Origin of the sequence: Enterobacter sp. HK169 (genome assembly GCF_001719105.1) — a bacterium.
GTDB classification, from domain to species: Bacteria; Pseudomonadota; Gammaproteobacteria; order Enterobacterales; family Enterobacteriaceae; genus Enterobacter; species Enterobacter asburiae_B.
In genome coordinates this window covers 324,018-348,370 of the sequence record NZ_CP017087.1, presented here as the reverse complement: position 1 = coordinate 348,370, position 24,353 = coordinate 324,018, and the positions used below count along the sequence as shown (strand labels likewise).

Annotated in this window: 25 protein-coding genes; 16 read left to right on the top strand and 9 right to left on the bottom strand. The window is 56.6% G+C overall.

The features are described from left to right. Positions 1-3 precede the first annotated feature (3 nt). Together EnteroDNA1_RS01805 and EnteroDNA1_RS01800 are read right to left on the bottom strand one after the other, a co-directional pair. Positions 4-858 (bottom strand): alpha/beta fold hydrolase, encoded by an 855-nt coding sequence (locus EnteroDNA1_RS01805; protein WP_064672363.1) that lies wholly within the window; start codon positions 856-858, stop codon positions 4-6. A 15-nt stretch (positions 859-873) separates the two neighbouring features. Then, entirely contained in the window at positions 874-1,854 is a 981-nt protein-coding gene (locus tag EnteroDNA1_RS01800; RefSeq protein ID WP_064672362.1) for an MBL fold metallo-hydrolase, read from the bottom strand. A gap of 107 nt (positions 1,855-1,961) precedes the next feature. Here EnteroDNA1_RS01800 and EnteroDNA1_RS01795 point away from each other — a divergent pair, with 107 nt between their 5' ends. Continuing rightward, the gene (locus EnteroDNA1_RS01795; RefSeq protein WP_069302711.1) at positions 1,962-2,858 is read left to right on the top strand and encodes a LysR family transcriptional regulator; all 897 of its coding nucleotides are present in this window, start codon (positions 1,962-1,964) and stop codon (positions 2,856-2,858) included. A 2-nt stretch (positions 2,859-2,860) separates the two neighbouring features. Here the strand turns inward: EnteroDNA1_RS01795 and EnteroDNA1_RS01790 are convergent, their stop codons facing one another. Beyond that, positions 2,861-3,889, bottom strand: a complete 1,029-nt coding sequence (locus tag EnteroDNA1_RS01790; RefSeq protein WP_033145339.1) for a Mal regulon transcriptional regulator MalI — start codon at positions 3,887-3,889, stop codon at positions 2,861-2,863. A gap of 177 nt (positions 3,890-4,066) precedes the next feature. Here EnteroDNA1_RS01790 and malX point away from each other — a divergent pair, with 177 nt between their 5' ends. From malX to add, 3 genes are all read left to right on the top strand, one after another. Next, complete coding sequence (malX, locus tag EnteroDNA1_RS01785) at positions 4,067-5,659, top strand: maltose/glucose-specific PTS transporter subunit IIBC (protein ID WP_029740306.1); 1,593 nt, start codon at positions 4,067-4,069, stop codon at positions 5,657-5,659. A 48-nt stretch (positions 5,660-5,707) separates the two neighbouring features. Continuing rightward, positions 5,708-6,880, top strand: a complete 1,173-nt coding sequence (locus EnteroDNA1_RS01780; protein WP_064672360.1) for a MalY/PatB family protein — start codon at positions 5,708-5,710, stop codon at positions 6,878-6,880. A 96-nt stretch (positions 6,881-6,976) separates the two neighbouring features. After that, on the top strand, positions 6,977-7,978 hold the full coding sequence (gene add, locus EnteroDNA1_RS01775; RefSeq protein WP_033145337.1) for an adenosine deaminase: 1,002 nt from the start codon (positions 6,977-6,979) through the stop codon (positions 7,976-7,978). A 53-nt stretch (positions 7,979-8,031) separates the two neighbouring features. Here the strand turns inward: add and EnteroDNA1_RS01770 are convergent, their stop codons facing one another. Continuing rightward, positions 8,032-9,072 carry an oxidoreductase gene (locus tag EnteroDNA1_RS01770; protein WP_033145336.1) on the bottom strand — a complete coding sequence of 347 codons (1,041 nt, stop codon included), beginning with the start codon at positions 9,070-9,072 and terminating at the stop codon, positions 8,032-8,034. Between the two features lie 243 nt (positions 9,073-9,315). On the opposite strand from EnteroDNA1_RS01770, the gene blr reads away from it, so the two are divergent. The 12 genes from blr (at position 9,316) to gstA (ending at position 19,490) form a co-directional block, all read left to right on the top strand. Further along, positions 9,316-9,441 (top strand): division septum protein Blr, encoded by a 126-nt coding sequence (gene blr / locus EnteroDNA1_RS01765; RefSeq protein WP_170864498.1) that lies wholly within the window; start codon positions 9,316-9,318, stop codon positions 9,439-9,441. 231 nt (positions 9,442-9,672) lie between these two features. Beyond that, a complete protein-coding gene (gene ydgT / locus EnteroDNA1_RS01760; protein ID WP_013096896.1) occupies positions 9,673-9,888 on the top strand; it encodes a transcription modulator YdgT in 216 nt (71 codons plus the stop codon). A gap of 86 nt (positions 9,889-9,974) precedes the next feature. Then, positions 9,975-10,415 carry a DUF2569 domain-containing protein gene (locus EnteroDNA1_RS01755; protein WP_048977467.1) on the top strand — a complete coding sequence of 147 codons (441 nt, stop codon included), beginning with the start codon at positions 9,975-9,977 and terminating at the stop codon, positions 10,413-10,415. Positions 10,416-10,491: 76 nt separating this feature from the next. Beyond that, positions 10,492-11,073, top strand: a complete 582-nt coding sequence (gene rsxA / locus EnteroDNA1_RS01750; protein WP_014883581.1) for an electron transport complex subunit RsxA — start codon at positions 10,492-10,494, stop codon at positions 11,071-11,073. Then, positions 11,073-11,651 (top strand): electron transport complex subunit RsxB, encoded by a 579-nt coding sequence (rsxB, locus tag EnteroDNA1_RS01745; protein WP_023311378.1) that lies wholly within the window; start codon positions 11,073-11,075, stop codon positions 11,649-11,651. The genes rsxA and rsxB overlap by 1 nt, the downstream gene beginning before the upstream one ends. Continuing rightward, positions 11,644-13,674, top strand: coding sequence for an electron transport complex subunit RsxC (rsxC, locus tag EnteroDNA1_RS01740; RefSeq protein ID WP_069302710.1), 2,031 nt, complete (start codon positions 11,644-11,646; stop codon positions 13,672-13,674). Before rsxB ends, rsxC begins: the two co-directional genes overlap by 8 nt. Next, complete coding sequence (gene rsxD, locus EnteroDNA1_RS01735) at positions 13,675-14,727, top strand: electron transport complex subunit RsxD (protein ID WP_069302709.1); 1,053 nt, start codon at positions 13,675-13,677, stop codon at positions 14,725-14,727. A 10-nt stretch (positions 14,728-14,737) separates the two neighbouring features. Next, positions 14,738-15,358 (top strand): electron transport complex subunit RsxG, encoded by a 621-nt coding sequence (rsxG, locus tag EnteroDNA1_RS01730; protein WP_048977465.1) that lies wholly within the window; start codon positions 14,738-14,740, stop codon positions 15,356-15,358. 2 nt (positions 15,359-15,360) lie between these two features. Next, complete coding sequence (locus tag EnteroDNA1_RS01725; RefSeq protein WP_023617347.1) at positions 15,361-16,047, top strand: electron transport complex subunit E; 687 nt, start codon at positions 15,361-15,363, stop codon at positions 16,045-16,047. Next, the gene (nth, locus tag EnteroDNA1_RS01720; RefSeq protein WP_008500570.1) at positions 16,044-16,679 is read left to right on the top strand and encodes an endonuclease III; all 636 of its coding nucleotides are present in this window, start codon (positions 16,044-16,046) and stop codon (positions 16,677-16,679) included. Before EnteroDNA1_RS01725 ends, nth begins: the two co-directional genes overlap by 4 nt. Positions 16,680-17,270: 591 nt before the next feature. Further along, positions 17,271-18,779, top strand: coding sequence for a dipeptide/tripeptide permease DtpA (dtpA, locus tag EnteroDNA1_RS01715; protein ID WP_033145330.1), 1,509 nt, complete (start codon positions 17,271-17,273; stop codon positions 18,777-18,779). A 105-nt stretch (positions 18,780-18,884) separates the two neighbouring features. Then, the gene (gstA, locus tag EnteroDNA1_RS01710) at positions 18,885-19,490 is read left to right on the top strand and encodes a glutathione transferase GstA (protein WP_069302708.1); all 606 of its coding nucleotides are present in this window, start codon (positions 18,885-18,887) and stop codon (positions 19,488-19,490) included. Positions 19,491-19,550: 60 nt separating this feature from the next. On the opposite strand, the gene pdxY is transcribed toward gstA, so the two are convergent. The 5 genes from pdxY to anmK all read right to left on the bottom strand — a co-directional run bounded on the left by pdxY (position 19,551) and on the right by anmK (position 24,133). Then, positions 19,551-20,411 (bottom strand): pyridoxal kinase PdxY, encoded by an 861-nt coding sequence (pdxY, locus tag EnteroDNA1_RS01705; protein ID WP_033146525.1) that lies wholly within the window; start codon positions 20,409-20,411, stop codon positions 19,551-19,553. A 66-nt stretch (positions 20,412-20,477) separates the two neighbouring features. Next, on the bottom strand, positions 20,478-21,752 hold the full coding sequence (gene tyrS, locus EnteroDNA1_RS01700) for a tyrosine--tRNA ligase (RefSeq protein ID WP_069302707.1): 1,275 nt from the start codon (positions 21,750-21,752) through the stop codon (positions 20,478-20,480). A 125-nt stretch (positions 21,753-21,877) separates the two neighbouring features. Next, complete coding sequence (gene pdxH / locus EnteroDNA1_RS01695) at positions 21,878-22,534, bottom strand: pyridoxamine 5'-phosphate oxidase (RefSeq protein ID WP_024909355.1); 657 nt, start codon at positions 22,532-22,534, stop codon at positions 21,878-21,880. Between the two features lie 57 nt (positions 22,535-22,591). Beyond that, positions 22,592-22,915, bottom strand: a complete 324-nt coding sequence (gene mliC, locus EnteroDNA1_RS01690; RefSeq protein WP_058840748.1) for a C-type lysozyme inhibitor — start codon at positions 22,913-22,915, stop codon at positions 22,592-22,594. 93 nt (positions 22,916-23,008) lie between these two features. Then, complete coding sequence (gene anmK, locus EnteroDNA1_RS01685; RefSeq protein ID WP_069302706.1) at positions 23,009-24,133, bottom strand: anhydro-N-acetylmuramic acid kinase; 1,125 nt, start codon at positions 24,131-24,133, stop codon at positions 23,009-23,011. Positions 24,134-24,353 lie beyond the last annotated feature (220 nt).

Genomic DNA, 24,353 nt, shown 5'->3' with positions numbered 1-24,353 from the left:
CCGCTAATTTTTCCATCCAGCCAGGAAATCCAGCAGAAGCGCGTTCACTTTCTCTGGCTGCTCCTCCTGCGGCAGATGGCCGCACTCATCAATACCCTGCGCCCGCAGGTTCTCCGCCATTTCGGCCCAGACGCTTTCCATATCGAAAAGCTTGCCGACCGCATGAAAATCATTCCCCCACAGCGACATTACCGGGCAGGTGATTTTCACCTCAGCGTCTGCCATATCCTGCGCCACATCCTCTGCGTTGGCGCGATAGTCAGCCATTGCGCCACGCACGGCACCCGGCGCCTGATACGCCCGAACATAGGTGTCAAACGCCTCGCCGCTGATGGTCGAGGGATTGTAGGTCCAGTCCGAGAAAAAGTGGCGCAGCCAGATATGCTCCCGACCCGCAATCAGCGCTTCCGGCAGGTCTGGCACAAGATGAAACAGGAAGAACCAGTACGCACGCGCAATCGACGCATTTAGATCGCGCGCCACAATACGCGTTGGCACGTTATCCATCACCACCAGTCGATCCACCAGCTCAGGGTAATCTTTTGCAAACCGCGTCGCGACGCGCGCGCCGCGATCGTGCCCTACCAGCACCACTTTCTGTAAACCCAGCACACGCATCAGTTCCCGGATGTCCCGCGCCATGTTGCGCTTATCATAGCCAGAAGCAGGTTTATCCGTTTCGCCATACCCGCGTAAATCCGGTGCAATCACGCGGTAGTGCCGGGACAGTACGGGTATCTGGTAGCGCCAGGCATAGTTTGTTTCAGGAAAACCATGCAGGAGAATAACCGGTGCGCCTTCACCCTCTTCAACCACAAACTGACGGATACCGTTTGCCATTACGGTGTAACTTTTCATGCTCGTCACCTCACTTTATTTCAGCAGAGGCACGTTGGCCGCACGTTGATAAGGACCGTAATTGACAGGATTCCAGCTATAGCCCTGCTGCCAGGCGGTGATATGCCCGATACCGGGGAAAGGCAGATGTGCCGCAGCCATCCACTCACCGTCTTTCGCCAGCGCGTTAAACTCCTGCGCCCGGGATGAGATGGCTTTTTTCGGATCGACATCAAAGCGAATAGACACTTCAGGGTGCGGGAACTGGACGGCAGGAGCATGAATCAAATCCCCAATGAAGTTGATAGCCGTCCCCTGCGACGCGAAGCGATAAACGGTACTGCCAGGCGTATGCCCGATGGCATATGCCGTCTGGACTTCCGGGACAGGCGAAGCTGGCGGGACGAAGGTTTTAAGGTGCCCGGCGGCTTTATACGCAGACAGCGCATTCCTGGCGATAGCGAAATACTCCCTCGCATTAGCCGGCGCGCTCGCTTCTTTTGCGGGGTCAAGCCAGTAGTCGGCCTCCCCCTGCGGTACGTAGACGGTAGCATTGGGGAACAACGCCTTACCCTCTGCATCGCTCAGGCCGCATACGTGGTCAAGATGCAGGTGGGTCAGGAAAATGGTATCAACCTGCTCGGGACGGTACCCTGATGCGTTCATATTGCTGACCAACTGGCCGGCCGTTTCCGCCATGCAGTGGCCCCCCCCGCTGTCAATCATGACCAGGTGTTTACCGGTATTCACCAGAAAGGCGTTAAAGGCGGTAGGCATGCGTTCGGCATCAACTTTGTGTTGAGCCAGCAGTTCGCGAACCTTGTCGCCTGAGAGCCCGTGTAGTAAGGCAGGCGAAAGATCGTTATAGCCGTCGAACAGCGCCGTTACCTCATATTCCCCGACCGCCAGACGATAATAGCCCGGAACCTGCTGTTTCACCTGTGCCGGGGCATCTGCCCACGATGTGCTTGCCAGGAGCAGGCCGCTGAGCGCCAGAACCGTTTTCAACTTTTTCATCTTCACTCCAGATTGATATTTTTCAGGTTGTGAAGAGACTATGGCAGCGTAACGATAAATAATGTAGATATGTACTTTGATAAGTCAGCATAACGAAAATCGATGCAATGAAACTGGAAGATGTTGAAGTGTTTGTCGAAGCCGTCAAGGCGGGTAGTCTGGCGGGCGCCGCGCGTCGGCTCTCTGTGAGCGCCATGGCGGCGTCACGGTCTCTTAATAATCTTGAGGCTGAACTGGGGGTCAGGCTGGTGCACCGCACCACGCGTTCCCTGTCACCCACCAGCGATGGGGCCGTTTTTTTGCCCCATGCGCAGGCTTTGCTGGAAGATAAAAATAACGCGCTTGCCGATCTGTTTCCCGAAGGGACGCACCTTTCCGGACGCCTGCGTATTACCGCCTCAGCGGGGTTTGGCCGTAAGATCGTTGCTCCCATGCTGACCCGGTTCATGCAGCAACATCCCGCCCTGCAGGTCGATTTACTCGCCACCGACGAACAGGTTGATATTGTCGGAAAAGGCATAGACGTGGCGTTACGCATTGCGCCGCTGCGCGATAACCGGCTGGTTGCCCATCGCCTGTGTCACAACCCTCGCGATCTCTGCGCCAGCGCGGCGTATCTTGCCGCGAATGGCTATCCAAAATCGTTTAACGATCTGGCGGCACACAGCTGTCTGACCACGTCAGATACCGTCCACTGGTCATTCGAACAGGGTGAACAGCGCTACAAACAAAAGGTGTCGGGCCGATTCTCCGCGAACTCCGTTGAGGCCATTTTCGAAGCCTGCCTCGGAGGGTTGGGGATCGCCAATTTATCTCGCTGGTACGTAGAGCCGGCGTTCAGTGAGGGTAAACTCGAGCGGATCGTCCTTGAAGACGCCCAGCCGGAATCGCTGGCCGTTTGGGCGGTCTACCCGACCTCACGGCTGATCCCGGCAAAAGTGAGAAAATTTGTGGAAGCGCTGGAAGCCGAACTGTTGCTCAATCCGCTGACGCAACCCACCTGATATTATTTCACCGTCACCAGCCGCGCCGCCACAATCTGGTGTCCGGCCTGAACGTCCGTGTTGTCGATGCGCTGCATGATCCTGTCCGCCAGCGTGTAGCCCATCTCCCGCGCGGGGGTGGTGGCCCAGACGATCGGCAGATCGTCGAGCGCGTTTTCACCGACGTCGGCGAACGCCCCCAGCGCCACCTGATGGCCGAAGAAGGTTTCCACCCCGCCCTCGCCGCTCTGACGCCCGGCGCGGATCAGGCCAAACCAGGCGCCCATAGCAATCACATCGTTGTAACAAATCACGGCGCTGATCGTCGGACTGCTGCGCAGCAGCGCGCCTATCGCTTCCGCCGCTTTCTTCTGGCTGGATTCACACTCCACGACCCATTCGCTGTGGAACGGCAGGCCGTATTTAATCAGCGTCGCGCAGTAGCCGCCGACCCGCTCGGCGCGGGTCAGGGACGAACTTTTCCCGCCGAGCCACGCAATGCGCTGGTGTCCGCGTCGAATAAGATGCTCGGTCAGCATTTGCGCGGCCTGCATATTATCCGGGCGCAGCGTATCGGCCTCGTCCAGGTAGCTGGCGCGCGAAGCAAACACCAGCGGCACGCCTTTTTCGGCGGCGCGCTCGCACAGCTCGCTGCCCACGCCCGACGCCCCGGCGACGATCACCCCGTCAACACCCTGATTCAGCAGCATATCGAGCCGGGAGAGAAGCTGATCGGGCTCGCGACCGCCGTGCAGAAGAAAGACCATCCGCCCCTGCGCTTCAAGCGCTTCGGTTAACCCTGCGGTCAGCTCCGCATAGAAAGGTGACGTCAGGTCGCGGACAATCAGGCCAATCACCCCGCTTTGCCCGCCGCGCAGCGCCGACGCCTGACGGTTACGCACAAAACCCAGCTGCTCAACCGCCTCGTTAACCCGTTGACCGGTCGCAGGAGAGATGCGCCCTTTTCCGCTTAGCACCAGAGAAACGGTGCTGACGGAAACGCCCGCCGCCAGCGCGACATCGTTGATGGTGATTTTTTTCGCTACAGCCATGTGTTGGCGTGACTCCCTGAAATGAGATCGGTAAAACGTTTTATCAATACGTTATCTTTATACTACCAGTCAAAGCCTGAGAATGTGATTTAGCGCGCACTAAACTTTGATAAAACGTTTTATCTTCTCGCAGCATTGAAGCAGGCAAACTGATTTTAACAATAAAGGAGTCGTTTTATGACGGCGAAAGCAGCACAAAAAATATCGCTGTGGGAATTTTTCCAGCAACTGGGTAAAACCTTTATGCTGCCCGTGGCACTCCTCTCGTTCTGCGGGATCATGCTCGGGATCGGCAGCTCGCTGAGCAGTAAAGACGTCATCACGCTGATCCCGTTCCTCGGTACCCCTGTGCTGCAGGCGATCTTCATCTGGATGAGTAAAGTCGGCTCCTTTGCGTTTAGCTTCCTGCCCGTGATGTTCTGTATCGCTATCCCGCTGGGCCTGGCGCGCGAGAACAAAGGCGTCGCGGCATTTGCCGGGTTTGTGGGCTACGCCGTGATGAACCTGGCGGTTAACTTCTGGCTGACCGCGAAAGGCATTTTGCCGACCACCGACGCCGCCGTACTGAAAGCCAACAACATTCAGAGCGTGATCGGTATCCAGTCTATTGATACCGGGATCCTCGGGGCAGTGATCGCGGGTGTGATTATCTGGATGCTGCACGAGCGCTTCCATAATATCCGGCTGCCGGATGCCCTGGCCTTCTTCGGCGGTACCCGCTTTGTGCCGATTGTTACCCTGGTGGTGATGGGTCTGTTCGGTTTAATCATTCCGCTGATCTGGCCGGTCTTTGCGATGGGCATCAACGGTATTGGCCGCATCATCAACGGCGCGGGAGATTTCGGTCCGATGATCTTCGGTACCGGCGAGCGTCTGCTGCTGCCGTTTGGCCTGCAGCATATCCTGGTGGCCCTGATTCGCTTCACCGAAGCGGGCGGTACGATGGAGGTGTGCGGTCACGACGTGAGCGGCGCGCTGACCATCTTCCAGGCGCAGCTGAGCTGCCCGACTACCCACGGCTTCTCGGAAAGTGCCACCCGCTTCCTGTCTCAGGGTAAAATGCCTGCCTTCCTCGGCGGCCTGCCGGGTGCCGCGCTGGCGATGTACCACTGCGCTCGCCCGGAAAACCGTCATAAAATTAAAGGCCTGCTGATTTCCGGCGTGATCGCCTGCGTCGTGGGCGGTACCACCGAACCAATCGAATTCCTGTTCCTGTTCGTCGCACCGGTGCTGTACCTCATCCACGCGGTGCTGACCGGTCTGGGCTTTACCGTGATGGCGGTGCTGGGCGTGACCATCGGCAACACCGACGGCAACGTGATCGACTTCGTGGTGTTCGGGATCCTGCACGGCCTGTCCACCAAGTGGTACCTGGTACCAGTTGTGGCGGCTATCTGGTTTGCGGTTTACTACGGCATCTTCCGCTTCGCCATCACCCGCTTTAACCTGAAAACGCCTGGCCGCGATACCGATACGGCGAGCAGCGTTGAACAGGCGGTTGCCGGGACCGTGGGCAAATCCGGCTACAACACACCGGCCATTCTGGCGGCGCTGGGCGGCGCGGATAACATCACCTCGCTGGATAACTGCATCACCCGCCTGCGTCTGTCGGTGGCGGATATGTCAAAAGTGGATACCAACGCCCTGAAAGCCAACCGGGCCATCGGCGTGGTACAGTTAAATCAGCACAATTTGCAGGTGGTTATCGGCCCGCAGGTCCAGTCGGTGAAGGATGAGCTGGCAACCCTGATGCGAACAGTTGAAGCCTGATGCCTCAGCCCCCTCTCTTGAGGGGGTTTTACTTTAAGGACTCACGTCATGTTTGATTTTTCTACCGTCGTGGATCGACACGGCACCTGGTGTACGCAGTGGGACTACGTCGCCGACCGCTTTGGCGCGGCCGATCTGCTGCCCTTCACCATCTCGGATATGGATTTCGCCACCGCGCCCTGCGTTACCGACGCGCTGCATCAGCGCATTAATCACGGCGTGCTGGGCTACAGCCGCTGGAAGAATGATGAGTTTCTCGCCGCCGTCGCGCACTGGTTCCAGCAGCGCTTTAACAGCACGATTGATACGGAAACCGTCGTTTATGGTCCTTCCGTTATCTACATGGTGTCAGAGCTGATTCGTCTCTGGTCACACCCCGGCGATGGCGTAGTGGTTCACACCCCGGCATACGACGCGTTTTACAAAGCTATTGAAGGGAATGCGCGTCATGTGGTGCCCGTGGAGATGGAAAAGCATGCCGCAGGCTGGCAGGGAAATATGGCGGCGCTGGAAGTGGCCCTGGCGAAACCTGAAAACAAAATTTTGCTGCTGTGCAGCCCGCAAAACCCGACCGGCAAGGTCTGGACGCGGGACGAGCTGGCGCAGATGGCTGAACTGTGCGCACGCTATGACGTGGCGGTTATCAGCGATGAAATCCATATGGATATGGTGTGGGGAGAGCATCGCCACACGCCCTGGAACGCGGTGGCGCGCGGTAAATGGGCGCTTCTCACCTCCGGCTCGAAAAGCTTTAATATTCCGGCGCTGACGGGCGCTTACGGCCTGATCGGCGATGAAGCGAGCCGTAACGGTTATCTCAGCGCACTAAAAGGCCGGGACGGACTCTCTTCCCCTTCCGTGCTGGCGCTGACGGCGCATATTGCCGCCTATCAGCAGGGAGCGCCGTGGCTGGATGCCCTGCGGGGGTATCTGGAAGAGAATCTGTTGTATATCGCGCAGGAAGTAAACCGCGCCTTTCCGAAACTGAACTGGCAGCCGCCCGAAGCGACCTACCTGGCCTGGATTGACCTGCGCCCCCTGAACATTGACGATCGGGCGCTGCAAAAAGTGCTGATCGAGCAGCAAAAAGTCGCCATCATGCCGGGATATACCTACGGCAAAGAGGGAAACGGCTTTGTTCGCCTGAACGCCGGCTGTCCGCGCAGCAAGCTTGAACAAGGGGTGCAACGTCTCATTGCCGGGATTAACACGCTCCTGTAATCAATTTGCGCAACGGAATATTCCCTTGCGCAAATAGCTTTTTACCCCGTTTTGTTTTTATAATATGGCGCACTTTAACCAGAAAAGAGTGCGACCATGATTGATACACGCCTGCCTTTAACTGATATTCATCGTCACCTTGACGGTAACATTCGTGCCCAAACCATCCTCGATCTTGGCCGCCAGTTCAATTTAACGCTTCCTGCGCAGACGCTTGAGTCGCTGATCCCTCACGTACAGGTAACCTCCAATGAACCGGACCTGGTCAGCTTCCTGAGCAAACTCGACTGGGGCGTGAAGATGCTGGCCTCGCTGGATGCCTGCCGCCGCGTGGCGTTTGAGAACATTGAAGATGCGGCCCGTAATGGCCTGCATTACGTCGAGCTGCGCTTCTCGCCGGGCTATATGGCGATGACCCACAGCCTGCCCGTTGCAGGCGTGGTGGAAGCCGTGATTGAAGGCGTGCGCGAAGGGTGTAAAACCTTCGACGTTCAGGCCCGTCTGATTGGCATTATGAGCCGTACGTTCGGCGAAGCCGCCTGCCTGCAGGAGCTTGAAGCGCTGCTGGCCCATCGCGATGCCATCACCGCCGTCGATCTGGCCGGTGACGAGCTGGGCTTCCCGGGCAGTCTGTTCCTCTCCCACTTCAACCGCGCGCGCGATGCCGGCTGGCACATTACCGTGCATGCGGGTGAAGCGGCTGGCCCGGAAAGCATCTGGCAGGCCATCCGCGAGCTGGGCGCCGAGCGTATCGGCCACGGCGTGAAGGCGGTAGAAGATCGCGCCCTGATGGATTTCCTGGCGGAGCAGCGTATCGGGATTGAGTCGTGCCTGACGTCTAATATTCAGACCAGCACCGTGGCAACGCTGGCGCATCATCCGCTGAAAACGTTCCTCGAGCACGGCGTGCTGGCCTCGCTGAACACTGACGACCCGGCGGTTCAGGGCGTGGATATCATCCACGAATACAACATCGCCGCACCGCAGGCGGGTCTGAGCCGCGAGCAGATCCGTCAGGCGCAGATCAACGGGCTGGAGATCGCCTTCCTGACGCCTGAAGAGAAGCAGGCGCTTAAAGATAAAGTGGCTCGCGGTTGAGCATTTGCCGGGTAGCGGCTACGCCTTACCCGGCCTACAACAGCCCTTAAAACTTATGCCAGACAGAGCGTGGCGCGATGTTTGGCAGATTCAATACCCAGCTCAATCAGCTCCATAATCTGAATCGCCTGGCTGGCCGGAACCGGATTTTCGCCCGTGCCGTTCAGCGCATCGCGAATGCCCGCATAATAGGCCGGATAGTTGCCCGGGATCGTCAGCAAGGTTTCCTCTACCAGTTCCTCACCTTCCACCCGCGTGACCACGCCGTCCCGCATATCATAGCCCCAGTCTTCCTGCGGCAAACGTTCACCGCTTTTCAGCCGGTCCTCCTGCGGATCGAGGCCAAACTTCACGTAGCTCCCGCGCGTGCCGTGAATGATGTAGCGGGCCGATTCCGCGGCCGCGACCATCGTGCCGTGCAGCACAATCCGCCGCTGCGGGTAGCTGAGCACCGCGTGGAAGTAATCGGTCGTCTGCGCTCCGGGCCGGAGCTGGGCCAGATCGACCGTCATGCTCACCGGCAGACCAAAAAGATTGACGGCCTGATCCAGCAGATGCGGGGCTAAATCGTACCAGATACCGCTGCCCGGACCGACCTGCTCGCGCCAGCGGTTTCGTACCTGCGGACGGAAGCGGTCAAAGTGCGATTCAAAAAAGAGGATCTCCCCTAGCGTGCCTTCACTGAGAAGCCTTTTTACCGTCAGAAAGTCGCTGTCCCAGCGGCGGTTATGGAATACCGACAGCAGCCTGCCCAGACTTTTTGCCAGCGCATCCAGCTCGCGAGCCTGAGACAACGTGACGGTAAAGGGCTTATCGACAACCACGTGCTTACCGGCTTCAAGCGCGGCCTTTGCCAGCGGGAAGTGGGTGTCGTTCGGGGTGGGGATAACGATTAAATCAATATTTGGATCGTTAAAAAGGTGTTTTGGCTCAGAGACAACCGGCACGGAAGGCCAGTCGGCATGGACTTTAGCGGCATCGCTGCTGGATACCGCAGCCAGGGTCATCCCCGGCGTCCCGGCTATCAGAGGCGCATGAAACGTTTTGCTTGCATACCCGTAGCCGATAAGCCCAACGCGGATATTATCACTCATAGTGCCGTCCTCTTTTATGACGTTCTTATTTCACACTGGCTAGCCTGGCATTACCACAGATTAATAATGTGCCATATGACTTAAAATAGCAGGTCGTAGGGGTTGTTTTTGTTACATAGTATTAACCCACTGATTTTGTTTAAGGGAACCGTTCCCAAAGCGCTTGCCGTCGGGGAAACGTCGCTGTAACATTTGCGACCTGTATTTATGGATAAAGTACAACTACGAATCATGACGTCAATTATTAATCGAATCATTGAATTAGCGGGATGGATTGTCCTTGGGGTTTCGGTCATTTTGCTGGGCGTTGCCAGCCATATCGATAACTACCAGCCGCCGGAGCCTGTCGCAGTCGCCCAACCTAAGTAACCGGTTACTGCAATAAAGAGTGACATAATATGTCAGTTACTTATTGCCAGCCCTGGTGAACACGGTTAACCTTCTCTTCCAGGCATCGTCTGATGCCTGAATTTCAGCAAAGAAAACTCCTAATTTCGTCGCGTTACCTGAGTGGGCTGTTTACGTCTTTATTAATCCGTTTATTATTCGAACGAATTACCTTAACTGGTATTACTCACTTTTATATGGAAACTTATTAATATGACAGTTCAGGACTATTTATTAAAATTTCGCAAGATCAATTCGCTTGAGAGCCTGGAAAAACTGTTTGACCATCTGAACTACACCCTGTCGGATAATCAGGACATCATTAATATGTATCGCGCCGCTGACCATCGCCGTGCGGAGCTGGTTTCCGGAGGTCGTTTGTTCAACGTGGGTGAAGTGCCTAAGTCCGTATGGCGTTACGTTTTATAAGAAAGTAGCCATCCGCGCGAAATGTTATATACTCTCCGCCCTGCAAACTGGCTGTACAACATTTCGCGCAGATTATGGGAGAGTTCATGACCGCAACGCCTGGAGAACGCATTGGAGGCTGGTTAATCGCCCCACTGGCATGGCTGCTGGTTGCCTTATTAAGCGCATCACTTGCGCTGCTGCTGTATACCACCGCACTGATTACTCCTCACGCCATCCAGACCCTGATGTCGCAAAGCGTGCTGAGTATTGCGATGTGGTTTGTGTCGTTCGTTTTCGCGATTGGTATGTGGTACTACACTCTGTGGTTGACCATCGCCTTCTTTAAGCGCCGCAAAAGTGTACCTAAACACTACATTATCTGGCTGCTGATTTCGGTTCTGCTGGCGGTTAAAGCCTTTGCTTTTTCGCCCGTATCAGACGCTCTGGCCGTTCGTCAGCTGCTTTTCCCGTTACTGGCGGCCGCGCTGCTGGTCCCCTATTTCAAACGTTCGACGCGGGTAAAAAACACCTTCGTGAACCCGTAATAACCTTACAGATAACCTGTTGTCGCCTGCGTGAGTTTGTCCGATAATAGGCGGCTTTTTTATTTCAGGCTAAATAATGACCGATTACTTACTGCTCTTTGTCGGCACCGTGCTGGTTAACAACTTCGTTCTGGTGAAGTTCCTTGGCCTGTGCCCGTTTATGGGCGTGTCCAAAAAGCTGGAAACGGCGATGGGCATGGGGCTGGCGACAACCTTCGTCATGACGATGGCGTCCATCTGCGCGTGGTTGATTGATACCTGGATCCTCATCCCGCTGGGGTTAATCTATCTTCGCACGCTGGCTTTTATTCTGGTCATTGCGGTTGTTGTGCAATTTACTGAAATGGTGGTGCGTAAAACCAGCCCGGCCCTCTATCGCCTGCTGGGTATCTTCCTGCCGCTGATCACCACCAACTGTGCCGTTCTCGGCGTTGCGCTGCTGAACATCAACCTTGGCCATAACTTTATGCAGTCGGCGCTGTACGGTTTTTCCGCCGCCGTCGGTTTCTCATTTGTTATGGTCCTGTTCGCGTCGATTCGCGAGCGTCTGGCGGCAGCGGATATCCCTGCGCCCTTCCGCGGTAACGCGATTGCGCTGGTTACCGCGGGTTTAATGTCTCTGGCCTTTATGGGCTTTAGTGGTCTGGTGAAGTTGTAATGAATGCTATCTGGATTGCCATCGCCTCTATCAGCGTCCTGGGGTTGGTGTTTGGCCTTATCCTGGGTTACGCCTCCCGCCGTTTCGCGGTAGAGGACGATCCCGTTGTTGAAAAAATTGATGAGCTTTTGCCGCAAAGCCAGTGCGGGCAGTGCGGCTACCCGGGCTGCCGCCCCTATGCCGAAGCGGTAGGGATTCAGGGTGAAAAAATTAACCGCTGCGCCCCCGGCGGTGAAGCGGTGATGCTGAAAATCGCGGCCCTGCTTAACGTCGATCCGCAGCCCGTTGATGGCGATGCGGAGGTGCAGGAGCCGGTTCGCGCCCTGGCCGTGATCGACGAAGCCAACTGCATCGGCTGCACCAAATGTATTCAGGCCTGCCCGGTTGACGCCATTGTCGGCGCCACCCGCGCCATGCACACCGTCGTGGCGGATCTGTGCACCGGCTGTAACCTCTGCGTGGCCCCCTGCCCGACGCAATGTATCGAGCTGCGCCCGGTTGAAACGACTACCGAAAGCTGGAAGTGGGATCTTCAAACCATTCCGGTTCGCATCATTCCTGTGGAACAACATGCTTAAGTTATTTTCTGCTTTCAGAAAAGAGAAGATTTGGGACTTTGACGGCGGTATCCATCCGCCAGAGATGAAAACCCAGTCCAACGGCACGCCGCTGCGTCAAATTCCGCTGGCAACGCGTTACGTCATGCCGCTCAAGCAGCATATTGGCGCTGAGGGCGAGCTGTGCGTGAAAGAAGGCGATAGGGTTCTTCGCGGTCAGCCGCTGACCTTTGGCCGTGGGCGAATGCTGCCGATACATGCCCCCACCTCCGGTAAAGTGGTGGCGATTGCCCCGCATACGGTGGCTCATCCGTCTGCGCTGTCGGAACTGAGCGTGATCATTGAAGCCGACGGCGAAGACCGCTGGATCGATCGTGACGGCTGGAGCGATTACCGCAGCCAGAGCCGCGAAGCGCTTATCGAGCGAATTCATCAGTTCGGCGTCGCCGGGCTGGGCGGCGCGGGCTTCCCTACCGGCGTTAAGCTGCGCGGCGGTGGCGATAACATCCAGACGTTGATTATCAATGCCGCCGAGTGCGAGCCGTATATCACCGCAGACGATCGTCTGATGCAGGATTGCGCCGCTCAGGTGGTGGAAGGCATCCGCATCCTGGCATACATTCTGAAGCCGCGGGAAGTGCTGATTGGTATCGAAGACAATAAACCGCAGGCCATCTCGATGCTGCGCGCCGTGCTGGCGGGCAGTCATGATATTAGCCTGCGCGTTATCCCGACCAAGTACCCTTCTGGCGGCGCAAAACAGCTGACGCAAATTCTGACCGGCAAGCAGGTGCCGCACGGCGGACGCTCATCGGATATCGGCGTGCTGATGCAAAACGTTGGCACCGCCTATGCGGTGAAGCGCGCGGTGATTGACGGCGAGCCGTTGACCGAGCGCGTGGTGACGCTGACAGGGGAATCGATTTCCCGTCCGGGCAACGTCTGGGCGCGTCTGGGTACGCCGGTGCGCCATCTGCTGGAACAGGCTGAATTTTGCCCGGCCAGCGATCAGATGGTGATCATGGGCGGCCCGCTGATGGGCTTTACGCTGCCGTGGCTGGACGTTCCGGTAGTGAAAATCACTAACTGTCTGCTCGCTCCTTCCCCCACCGAAATGGGTGAAGAGCAGGAAGAGAAAGGTTGCATCCGCTGCAGCGCCTGTGCCGATGCCTGCCCGGCGGATCTCCTCCCGCAGCAGCTTTACTGGTACAGCAAAGGCCAACTGCACGACAAGGCAAAATCCCATAATCTGGCCGACTGCATTGAATGCGGCGCCTGCGCCTGGGTCTGCCCAAGCAACATTCCGCTGGTGCAATACTTCCGTCAGGAGAAGGCCGAGATTTATGCCATCTCCATGGAAGAAAAACGCGCCGCAGAAGCTAAGGCACGTTTCGAAGCGCGTCAGGCGCGACTGGAGCGCGAAAAAATCGCCCGTCAGGAACGCCATAAGCAGGCCGCCGTTCAGCCTGCCGGGAAAGATCAGGATGCGATCAACGCCGCACTGGCGCGCGTTCGCGAGAAAAAAGCCGATGCCGCCCAGACGGTGGTGATCCAGGCCGGGGAAAAACCGGATAACAGCGAAGCGATTGCCGCCCGCGAAGCGCGAAAGGCTGCGGCTCGCGCGCGTCAGGCGGAAAAAGCGCAAACGGTTCAGGCAGATACTGAGATAGACCCGCGTAAAGCGGCCGTTGAAGCGGCGATAGCCCGGGCCAAGGCCCGCAAAGCTGGAGAGCAGCAGGTAGTCGTCGAGCAAGAAGCGGTCGACCCACGCAAAGCCGCCGTTGAAGCGGCGATTGCCCGCGCCAAAGCCCGTAAGGCTGCGCAGCAGGCGCCAGAGGCAGTATCAGAAGCAGAAGCACCACCGGTCGACCCGCGTAAAGCCGCCGTCGAAGCAGCGATTGCCCGCGCCAAAGCCCGTAAGGCTGCGCAGCAGGAAGAGCAGCCGCAGGCCGCCAACGATGACCCGCGCAAGGCCGCCGTCGCCGCCGCCATTGCGCGCGTTCAGGCGAAGAAAGCCGCACAGCAAGCCGTAAACGAGGATTAAATGGTTTTCAGAATCGCAAGTTCCCCTTACACCCACAACCAGCGTCAGACATCGCGCATTATGATGCTGGTCTGCCTGGCCGCGCTGCCGGGCATTGCCGTTCAGTGCTGGTTTTTCGGCTGGGGAACCCTGTTCCAGATAGCCCTGGGCTGCGCCAGCGCCGTCGCGGCGGAAGCACTCGTCCTGAAGCTGCGTAAGATGGCGGTGTCACGCATTCTGGCTGACAACTCCGCGCTGCTGACCGGCCTGCTGCTCGCCATCAGTATTCCGCCGTTTGCCCCGTGGTGGATGGTCGTGCTCGGTACCGTGTTTGCCGTGATCATTGCCAAACAGCTGTACGGCGGGCTCGGCCATAACCCGTTTAACCCGGCGATGATTGGCTACGTGGTGCTGCTGATCTCCTTCCCCGTGCAGATGACCAGCTGGCTGCCACCGCACGAGATTGCGGCCACGGTTCCGGGCTTTATGGATGCCCTGCACGTGATCTTTACCGGCCATACGGCGCTCGGCGCTGATATGAACGCCCTGCGCATGGGCGTGGACGGCATCAGCCAGGCCACGCCTCTCGATACCTTTAAAACGTCCCTGCACGCCGGGCAAAGCGTTGAGCAGATCATGAAATCCGCGATTTACAGCGGCATGCTGGCGGGTGCGGGCTGGCAGTGGGTCAACCTGGCATATCTGCTGGGCGGCCTGTTCCTGCTGCAGCAAAAAGCCATTCGCTGGCATATTCCGGTCAGCTTCCTCGTGACGCTGGCGGTTTGCGCCACGCTGGGTTGGGTCTTCTCTCCTGAATCACTGGCCAACCCGCAGATGCACCTGCTCTCCGGGGCGACCATGCTGGGTGCCTTCTTTATCCTGACGGACCCGGTTACGGCGTCAACGACTAACCGCGGCCGCCTGATCTTCGGCGCGCTGGCGGGCCTGCTGGTATGGTTGATCCGCAGCTTTGGCGGTTACCCGGACGGCGTAGCGTTTGCCGTCCTGCTTGCCAACATTACCGTTCCGCTCATCGACTATTACACGCGTCCGCGCGTGTACGGCCATCGCTAAGGGTTTCGCCATGTTAAAAACGATGCAAAAGCACGGCGTCACGCTGGCTGTCTTCGCCGCGGTCCTGACCGGGCTGACGGCCCTGGTTAACACGTTAACCAAAACGACCATCGAAGAGCAGGCTTCAAAGCAGCAAAAGGCGCTGTTCGATCAGGTCATCCCGTCAGATTTCTACGATAATGACCTGCAAAAGAGCTGCTTTGTGGTAGACGCGCCGCAGCTTGGGAAAGGCGCGCACCGCCTCTTTATCGCCCGTAAAGGGAATAGACCGGTAGGCGCAGTGATGGAAGCGACGGCGCCCGACGGCTATTCCGGCGCCATTCAGCTGCTTGTCGGCAGCGATTTCTCCGGCACTATTCTGGGTACTCGCGTGACGGAACATCATGAAACGCCGGGCCTGGGGGATAAAATTGAAACCCGTCTGAGCGACTGGATTTTGCACTTTGCCGGTAAAGTTATCCATGGCGAAGGGGATACCGCGTTTGCGGTGAAGAAAGATGGCGGCGAGTTCGACCAGTTCACCGGCGCGACCATCACGCCGCGCGCCGTGGTGAACGCCGTAAAACGAGCCGGGCTGTATGCTGAAACGCTGCCCGCGCAAATCAACAATCTTCCGGCCTGTGAGGAGTAATCATGAGCCAGGTTAAAGAGGTTATTGTCCAGGGGTTGTGGAAGAACAACTCCGCGCTGGTCCAGCTTCTGGGGATGTGTCCCCTGCTGGCGGTAACGTCCACCGCCACCAACGCGCTCGGTCTGGGTCTGGCAACCACGCTGGTGCTGACGCTGACCAACCTCTCCATCTCCGCCCTGCGCCGCTGGACGCCGTCGGAAATTCGTATTCCGATTTACGTCATGATCATTGCGTCGGTGGTCAGTATCGTCCAGATGCTGATTAACGCCTACGCGTTCGGTCTGTACCAGTCGCTCGGGATCTTTATTCCCCTTATCGTCACCAACTGTATCGTCGTTGGCCGTGCGGAAGCGTTCGCGGTGAAAAACAGCCCCGCCATGTCGGCGCTGGATGGTTTTTCCATTGGAATGGGCGCCACCTGCGCCATGTTCGTGCTGGGCTCGCTGCGCGAGATCCTCGGTAACGGTACGCTGTTTGACGGCGCAGATGCGCTGCTGGGCGGCTGGGCCAAAGCGCTGCGCGTTGAAGTGTTCCACACCGATACGCCATTCCTGCTGGCAATGCTGCCCCCTGGCGCGTTTATTGGCCTTGGCATGATGCTGGCGATAAAATACCTGATTGATGAGAAACGTAAGCGCCGCGCGGCTGAGCGTAGCGTTCTGGAAGGGACACCCGAGAAGGCTTCATGAATAAAGAAAAGCGCATTGCGATCCTGACCCGTCTGCGGGACGAGAACCCGCACCCGACGACGGAGCTGAATTTTACCTCCCCGTTTGAACTGCTGATCGCGGTGTTGCTCTCTGCACAGGCGACCGATGTGAGCGTCAATAAAGCCACTGCCCTGCTCTATCCGGTCGCCAATACGCCAAAAGCCATGCTGGAGCTGGGCGTGGAAGGCGTGAAGTCCTATATCAAAACCATCGGCCTGTTTAACAGCAAAGCCGAGAACGTCATTAAGACCTGCCGGATCCTGCTGGAACAGCACGGAGGCGAAGTACCGGAAGATCGCGCCGCGCTGGAAGCCTTACCGGGCGTGGGGCGTAAGACCGCGAACGTGGTGCTCAACACCGCGTTTGGCTGGCCGACCATCGCCGTGGATACGCATATTTTCCGCGTCTCTAACAGGACTAACTTCGCGCCGGGGAAAAATGTTGAGCAGGTCGAAGAGAAGCTGTTAAAGGTGGTTCCGGCCGAATTTAAGGTTGACTGCCATCACTGGCTGATTCTGCACGGCCGCTATACCTGTATTGCCCGTAAGCCTCGATGCGGCTCGTGCATTATTGAAGATCTCTGCGAATACAAAGAAAAAGTATATCCCTGATCGTCACAATCCCTTACCAAAAGAAGGGCTACCAGGCACCCTTCTTTTGGCCGTTATTTGTCCGTCTTTCATTCCCCCTGACCTGTCACTTGTTCGGTTGTTTAACGCTCAAACAGGTTAATACTTTTTTCATAGCCAAAAATTTCTATACATCTGTGATCGCGATCACCCTGATAACTTCATGTTGAATTTTTGTTGTCAAAATCCGCCTAAACCCTTTGTCTGACAAGATACCCTCCTTCCATCACCGAAGATAAGACCAGCTATTTTTCAGAATATGGCCCATATCACTGCATTAAGCGGCAAATAGCAGAACATATCGCCAAAAGCCGGTCAGGGTGGGTTATCGCCAGTCGAAAAAACTACCTTTACTCATCGTATGAAATTTAACGCTGAATAACATTTATATGAACCGACGATTATACCACTTCAGATATATGTAACAGATTATTACAAACGTATTGCCAGATGGGGCAGGATAGTGAACATTACCCGCCGTTTCTCCTCCCAATATAACTATAAGGCGTATGGACTACGGCCATCGCGCTATGAACACCCCCGTTAATATGGGATGTAAAAAAAGAGGTATATGTGTCTACTGCAAACAATAAACCAACAGATGAAAGCGTGAGTCTTAACGCTTTTAAACAGCCTAAAGCGTTCTATCTCATCTTCTCTATCGAGTTATGGGAGCGTTTTGGTTATTACGGCCTGCAAGGGATCATGGCGGTTTACCTGGTAAAACAGCTGGGTATGTCCGAAGCCGATTCCATCACGCTGTTCTCTTCCTTTAGTGCTCTGGTGTACGGTCTGGTCGCTATTGGCGGCTGGCTGGGTGATAAAGTCCTCGGGACTAAACGCGTCATCATGCTGGGCGCCATTGTCCTGGCGATTGGCTATGGTCTGGTTGCATGGTCAGGGCATGATGCCGCTGTCGTGTATATGGGTATGGCGACGATTGCCGTCGGTAACGGTCTGTTCAAAGCGAACCCGTCCTCCCTGCTTTCTACCTGCTATAACAAAGACGATCCGCGCCTGGACGGTGCATTTACCATGTACTACATGTCCATCAACATCGGTTCGTTCTTCTCGATGCTGGCAACCCCATGGCTTGCGGCGAAGTTCGGCTGGAGCGTGGCGTTTGCGCTGAGCTTCGTGGGCATGTTGATCACCGTGGTCAACTTCCTGTTCTGCCGCAGCTGGGTTAAAGACTACGGTTCAAAACCTGACTTCGAGCCTGTGCATATGGGCAAACTGCTGGCCACCATCGTGGGCGTTGTTGTCCTCGCGGCAATTGCCACCTGGCTGCTGCACAACCAGGGTATCGCCCGTGCCGTTCTGGGCGTGGTTGCGCTGGGTATCGTGGTTATCTTTGCGAAAGAAGCGTTCGCCATGCAGGGTGCTGCCCGTCGCAAGATGATTGTGGCGTTCATTCTGATGCTGGAAGCGATTATCTTCTTCGTGCTGTACAGCCAGATGCCAACCTCACTGAACTTCTTCGCCATTCGTAACGTTGAGCACTCAATTCTGGGCATCGCGTTCGAGCCGGAACAGTATCAGGCGCTGAACCCGTTCTGGATCATGATTGGTAGCCCGATTCTGGCCGCTATCTATAACAAGATGGGCGACCGTCTGCCAATGCCGCACAAGTTTGCTATCGGTATGGTGCTGTGCTCCGGCGCGTTCCTGGTGCTGCCGCTGGGTACCAAATTTGCCACCGACGCGGGTATCGTGTCCGTTAACTGGCTGATCCTGAGCTACGCGCTGCAGTCTATCGGTGAACTGATGATCTCCGGTCTGGGTCTGGCGATGGTTGCACAGCTGGTGCCACAGCGTCTGATGGGCTTCATTATGGGTAGCTGGTTCCTGACCACTGCCGGTGCGGCAATCATTGCGGGTAAAATTGCGAACCTGATGGCTGTGCCGGAAAACGTCACTGACCCACTGGTCTCCCTGAACGTCTACGGTACCGTGTTCATGCAGATTGGTATCGCGACTGCGGTTATTGCAGTTCTGATGCTGCTGACCGCGCCGAAACTGAATCGTATGACTCAGGACGACGACAAGACGGCTGAAGCGACCAAAACCGCTACCGCGTAAGATTATTGAGAAACGACAGAACAGAAGCCGCTAGTGTATTAGCGGCTTTTTTTTTGTCCGTTGGCGCACTAACATAGCTGAAACCTCAGCAAAAAGGAGTTACCGATGAAACTGTTCTACAAACCGGGCGCGTGCTCTCTTGCTTCCCATATCACCCTGCGCGAGAGCGGCAAAGATTTCACGCTGGACGGCGTTGATCTGATGAAAAAGCGTCTGGAAAATGGCGATGATTTTCTTGCCATTAACCCCAAGGGACAAGTTCCGGCGCTCTTGCTGGATGACGGTACTCTGCTGACCGAAGGCGTCGCGATTATGCAGTTCCTGGCCGATAGCGTACCCGATCGCCAGCTGCTGGCTCCGGTCAGTACCATTTCTCGCTATAAGACGCTGGAATGGCTCAACTACATTGCGACCGAACTGCACAAAGGATTTACGCCGTTGTTCCGCCCGGATACGCCAGAGGAGTTCAAACCGACCCTGCGTGCGCTTCTTGAGAAAAAGCTGCAGTACGTTAACGAATCGCTGAAAGACGAACAGTGGATTTGTGGTTCGCGCTTCACGATTGCCGATGCGTATCTGTTTACCGTGCTGCGCTGGGCGCGCGCGGTTAAGCTGAACCTGGAAGGGTTAGACCATATCGCATTGTATATGAAACGCGTGGCAGAGCGTCCTGCAGTGGCTGCGGCGCTGAAAGCGGAAGGGTTGAATTAACCGAGCGGCCTGTGTTGCCGGGTGGCGCTAACGCTTACCCGGCCTACACGTTTTGGCCGGTTATAACCGGGTTGCGCTGAAATAGTGCTCCGGCTTCGCGATACGATCCTGTGCCGCAACCACCTGCAGTTCATATTCCTGCATCTCTTTCGTCGCAATCATGATTTCGTACACCGCCGCGGTAACGTGCTCCAGCGCGTCGCGCATCGTCGCGCCCTGCAGCAATTTCACCAGCAGCAGACCGCTGGTGACATCCCCGACCCCAACCGGCTGGCGCAGGCCAAAATCCACCAGCGGACGGCTGATATGCCAGGCGTCATCTTTCGTCACCAGAAGCATCTCAAAACGGTCCTGGCTCAGCCCTGCGCGGGCGAGATGTTTTACCAGCACCACCTCAGGCCCCTGAGCGATCAGTTCGCGAGACGCGCTTACCGCCTCTTCTACGCTGTTAACCGGACGCTCGCAGAGAATTTCGAGCTCGACCAGGTTTGGCGCAATGATATCGCTGGCGGGCAGCGCGTGGCGGACGTGAAACTCTGCGACGCCTGGCGCCACGATACAGCCTTTCTCCGGATGGCCCATGACGGGGTCGCAGAAGTATTTTGCCGCCGGGTTTGCGGCTTTCACCTGACGTACGATGCCGAGGATATGCTCCCCCTGCTCCGCTGAGCCGAGGTAGCCGCTCAGCACGGCGTCACAGCGTCTGAGCTGGTCGATATCGGCAATTCCCTGCACAACCTCGGTGAGGTGCGAAGGTGGCATTACGCAGCCGGTCCATTTGCCGTATTGCGTGTGGTTAGAGAACTGCACGGTATTAAGGGGCCAGACGTTGACGCCGAGGCGACGCATCGGGAATTCCGCGGCGCTATTGCCTGCGTGTCCAAAAACAACGTGGGACTGAATGGCGAGGATGTTCTTCATTTTTTTCTTACCAAACCCTGAAAAAACAAAAGGGGCGTGGTTTCCCACGCCCCTGGAGACTGTTAATTATTTCCAGCAGACAAGGCAGTAGTTTTTCTTACCGCGACGCAGCAGCGTGTAGCGACCATACAGACGGTCACCGTCAACGAAGGTGTATTCCGGATCGGCCTGTTTCTCGCCGTTGATGGTGATAGCGTTAGAGGCGATAGTTTTACGCGCCTGACCGCGCGAAGGCTGGAGCTCAGAGTCCACCAGCGCCTGCATCAGGTCAGCCCCTTTTTCCATCTCAACCATTGGCACGCCGTCCTGCGCCAGCTGTTCGAAGTCCGCTTCGCTCAGATCGCTCAGGGTACCGTTGAACAGGCTTGCGGTAATACGTTTTGCCGCGGCCAGACCTTCTTCACCGTGAACCAGTTTGGTCACTTCGTCCGCCAGCACATACTGGGCGCGCGGTGCTTTACCGCTGTTTTTGTCTTCTTCTTCCAGCGCGTTGATGTCTTCGATGTCCATAAAGGTGAAGAACTTCAGGAAGCGGTAAACATCGGCATCCGCCGTGTTGATCCAGAACTGGTAGAATTTGTACGGGCTGGTTTTCTTCGGATCGAGCCATACCGCGCCGCCTTCGGTTTTCCCAAATTTGGTGCCGTCTGCCTTGGTGATCAGCGGAACGGTCAGACCGAAGACCTGGTTCTGGTGCAGACGACGGGTCAGGTCGATACCGGAGGTGATGTTACCCCACTGATCGGAACCGCCAATCTGCAGGGAAACGCCGTGCAGCTTGTTCAGGCAGGCAAAGTCATAACCCTGCAGCAGGTTGTAGGAGAACTCGGTAAAGGAGATACCCTGGTCGTCACGGTTCAGACGCTGCTTCACGGCCTCTTTGTTAATCATCTGGTTAACAGAGAAGTGCTTTCCGATGTCGCGCAGGAAAGTCAGCACGTTCATGCTGCCAAACCAGTCGTAGTTGTTCGCGGCAATGGCAGAGTTATCACCACAGTTGAAGTCGAGGAACGGTGCAACCTGTTTGCGGATCTTATCCACCCACTCCTGCACGGTATTTTCGGTGTTCAGTTTACGCTCAGCGGCTTTAAAGCTTGGGTCACCAATCAGGCCGGTCGCGCCGCCCACCAGCGCAACAGGCTTATGGCCCGCCATCTGGAAGCGTTTCAGGCATAACAATGGAACAAGATGCCCCAAATGCAAGCTGTCAGCGGTGGGATCGAAGCCGCAATAGAGCGCGATCGGGCCTTGCGCCAGTCGCTCTGCTAACGCTTCCTCGTCCGTCACCTGGGCCACGAGGCCCCGCTCTTGCAATTGTTTAATCAAGTTACTGCTTGCCATCAAATTCTCCATGTATAAACGACTGCACCTTTGCCGGTACACGACTTTTCGCCTGATGCGAAAGGACAATAGAATAAAGCGCAAGCGCGGTGTGCGCTAGCGCTTAAATCAACAAATTTCGGGGATTACGGTGCCAGTCTGTCGATTTTCCAGCCGCCATTCTCGCGCTGGTATAAAAAGCGGTCGTGCAGGCGATGTTCGCCCCCCTGCCAGAACTCCATCTGCTCAATCGGGATGCGGAACCCGCCCCAGAAGCTTGGCAGAGGAATTTCACCCTGCTGGAACTTCTGTTTCAGCTCCAGGAATTTACTTTCCAGCACGCCGCGGGCAGAAATTCGGCTGGACTGTTTTGATACCCAGGCGCCAATCTGGCTGTCGCGCGGGCGGCTGTGGAAATACTTCACCACTTCCAGCGTCGAGAGACGTTCCGCCTTGCCGGTTACCATTACCTGACGTTCCAGCATGTGCCAGGGGAATAGCAGGCTGATACGCGGATTGTTTTCTAAATGGTGTGCCTTGCGGCTGCCAAGGTTGGTATAGAACACCAGCCCTTTCTCGTCATAATGCTTGAGCAATACGATGCGCTGATACGGTTGGCCGTTTTCATCCACCGTCGCGACAACCATGGCGGTTGGGTCGGCGAGTTTCGCTTCGCAGGCCTGTTTCAGCCAGCGTTCAAAAAGCACGAGGGGTTCAGCGGGAAGATCCTGGCGACGCAGGCCGCCTTTAGTGTATTCACGGCGCAGATGCGCAATTTGCTGCAGTTCGTCGTTATCTGACATGGCGTTAGCTGACATTGAGAGTGGGTGGCGCTATTGTGCGCCGCCCCTGTAAAAATCTCAACGCTTCGGATTTTCGAGCTGACAATTGTTCAGCACAATGCGGTCGCGTTTGTAGACCGCGGCGCTGTCGCCTTTCGACCAGAAGACGTAGATACCGTCAGAATAACGTGCGCCGGAGGCTGACATCCCCTGCTTCAGCGTCAGCAATTTATTGTCATAAACAAAACTGGCTTCCTGGCGTGGGTTATTCAGCTTGACGGTCAGCGGTTTTTCATCGCAGCGATACTCCAGCGTATCGGTCTGCATGCGCTCAAGAAGCTGGTTATAGACGCTGCATCCTGACAGCAATAAAGGCGCGGCAATAAGAAGAAGTTTTTTCATGGGCGTATTCCGAAGACTTTCCTGGTCCTGAAGGGCATGGCTGCCCTCCTGTTTCGTTCCATTCTAACGATGACGCGCCGCGCTGAATTTCAGTTAACTCTGATTATGACGAGGATTTGCCGGGAAAATCGCCCCGAGGACGCTCGCCTCACGCGCGCCGGTTACCGACGGCAAGTTGCCCGGCAGTCCGGCAATGGTGCGCCAGGCGAGCCAGGCGAAGGCCAGCGCTTCCATATCATCCCCGCTGATGCCGGCCTCATCGGTCGTGGTCACTTCGGTACCCGGCAGGAGCCCCGCAAGACGCGCCATCACCAGCGGGTTTCGGCATCCTCCGCCGCACACCAGCAGGCGTTCACATCCGCCGCTGAGCAGAACCTGTTCGGAGATCGACACGGCCGTCAGCTCGGCAAGCGTCGCCTGGACATCCTGCGGCGCGAGCGCCGGGAATGGCGCCAGCTGACGCTCAAGCCAGCCCAGATTGAAGTATTCACGCCCCGTACTCTTAGGGGCCGGCAAGGCAAAATAAGGATCGCTCAGCATCGACTGCAGCAGCGGAATAATCACTTTCCCCCCGCTCGCCCACTCCGCGTTTTTATCATACGGTTGTCCGCACTGCCGCCAGATCCAGGCATCCATTAACATATTGCCCGGGCCGGTATCGTAGCCGCGGACGGGCTGCCCCGGGATGAGCATCGACAGGTTGGCAATCCCACCAATATTGAGCACCATGCGACGTTCTGTAGGGTGCGCCAGTAACGCCTGATGGAACGCGGGTACCAGCGGCGCGCCCTGCCCGCCAAGGGCGATATCGCGACGACGGAAATCGCCTACCACAGTCACGCCCGTTTTCGCCACAATCTGGTTGTTATCGCCGATTTGCAGGGTATGCGGGGCATCTCCGCCGGGCTCATGCCAGACCGTTTGTCCGTGACAGCCGATGGCCACCACATCCTGCGGGCGAAGATGTTCTTTTTGCATCAAAGCCTGCACTGCATCCGCAAATAGCGCCCCCAGGCGAACATCAAGCTGTCCAAGCTGGGAGAGGGTCAGCTGCTGCCCCTGACAGATACTCAGAATATCCTCTTTCAGTGAAATGGGGATTGGCCAGGTCAGGCTTGCCTGCTGCGCCACCATGTTTTCGTCAATGGCGGCCAGAACGACATCTACCCCATCCAGACTGGTGCCTGACATCACACCAATGTAGCGACCCGATTTCATGCGCTTTCCTTACGTTGCGTGGGCTAAGGATATCCACTCAACCATAAACGGCGCAGCTTTGCCATTCGGCGATAATATTTTTTAACAATGTCAGACGGGTAACACGGGCGGATCCTGTTTATGTCTCGTTAAGTCAAATTCAAGTACAATTTTCTTATTGTTAGTGCAAAGATATGAACTATGGCCCCTTATGCCATATAATTTAGCCATAACGGATGCC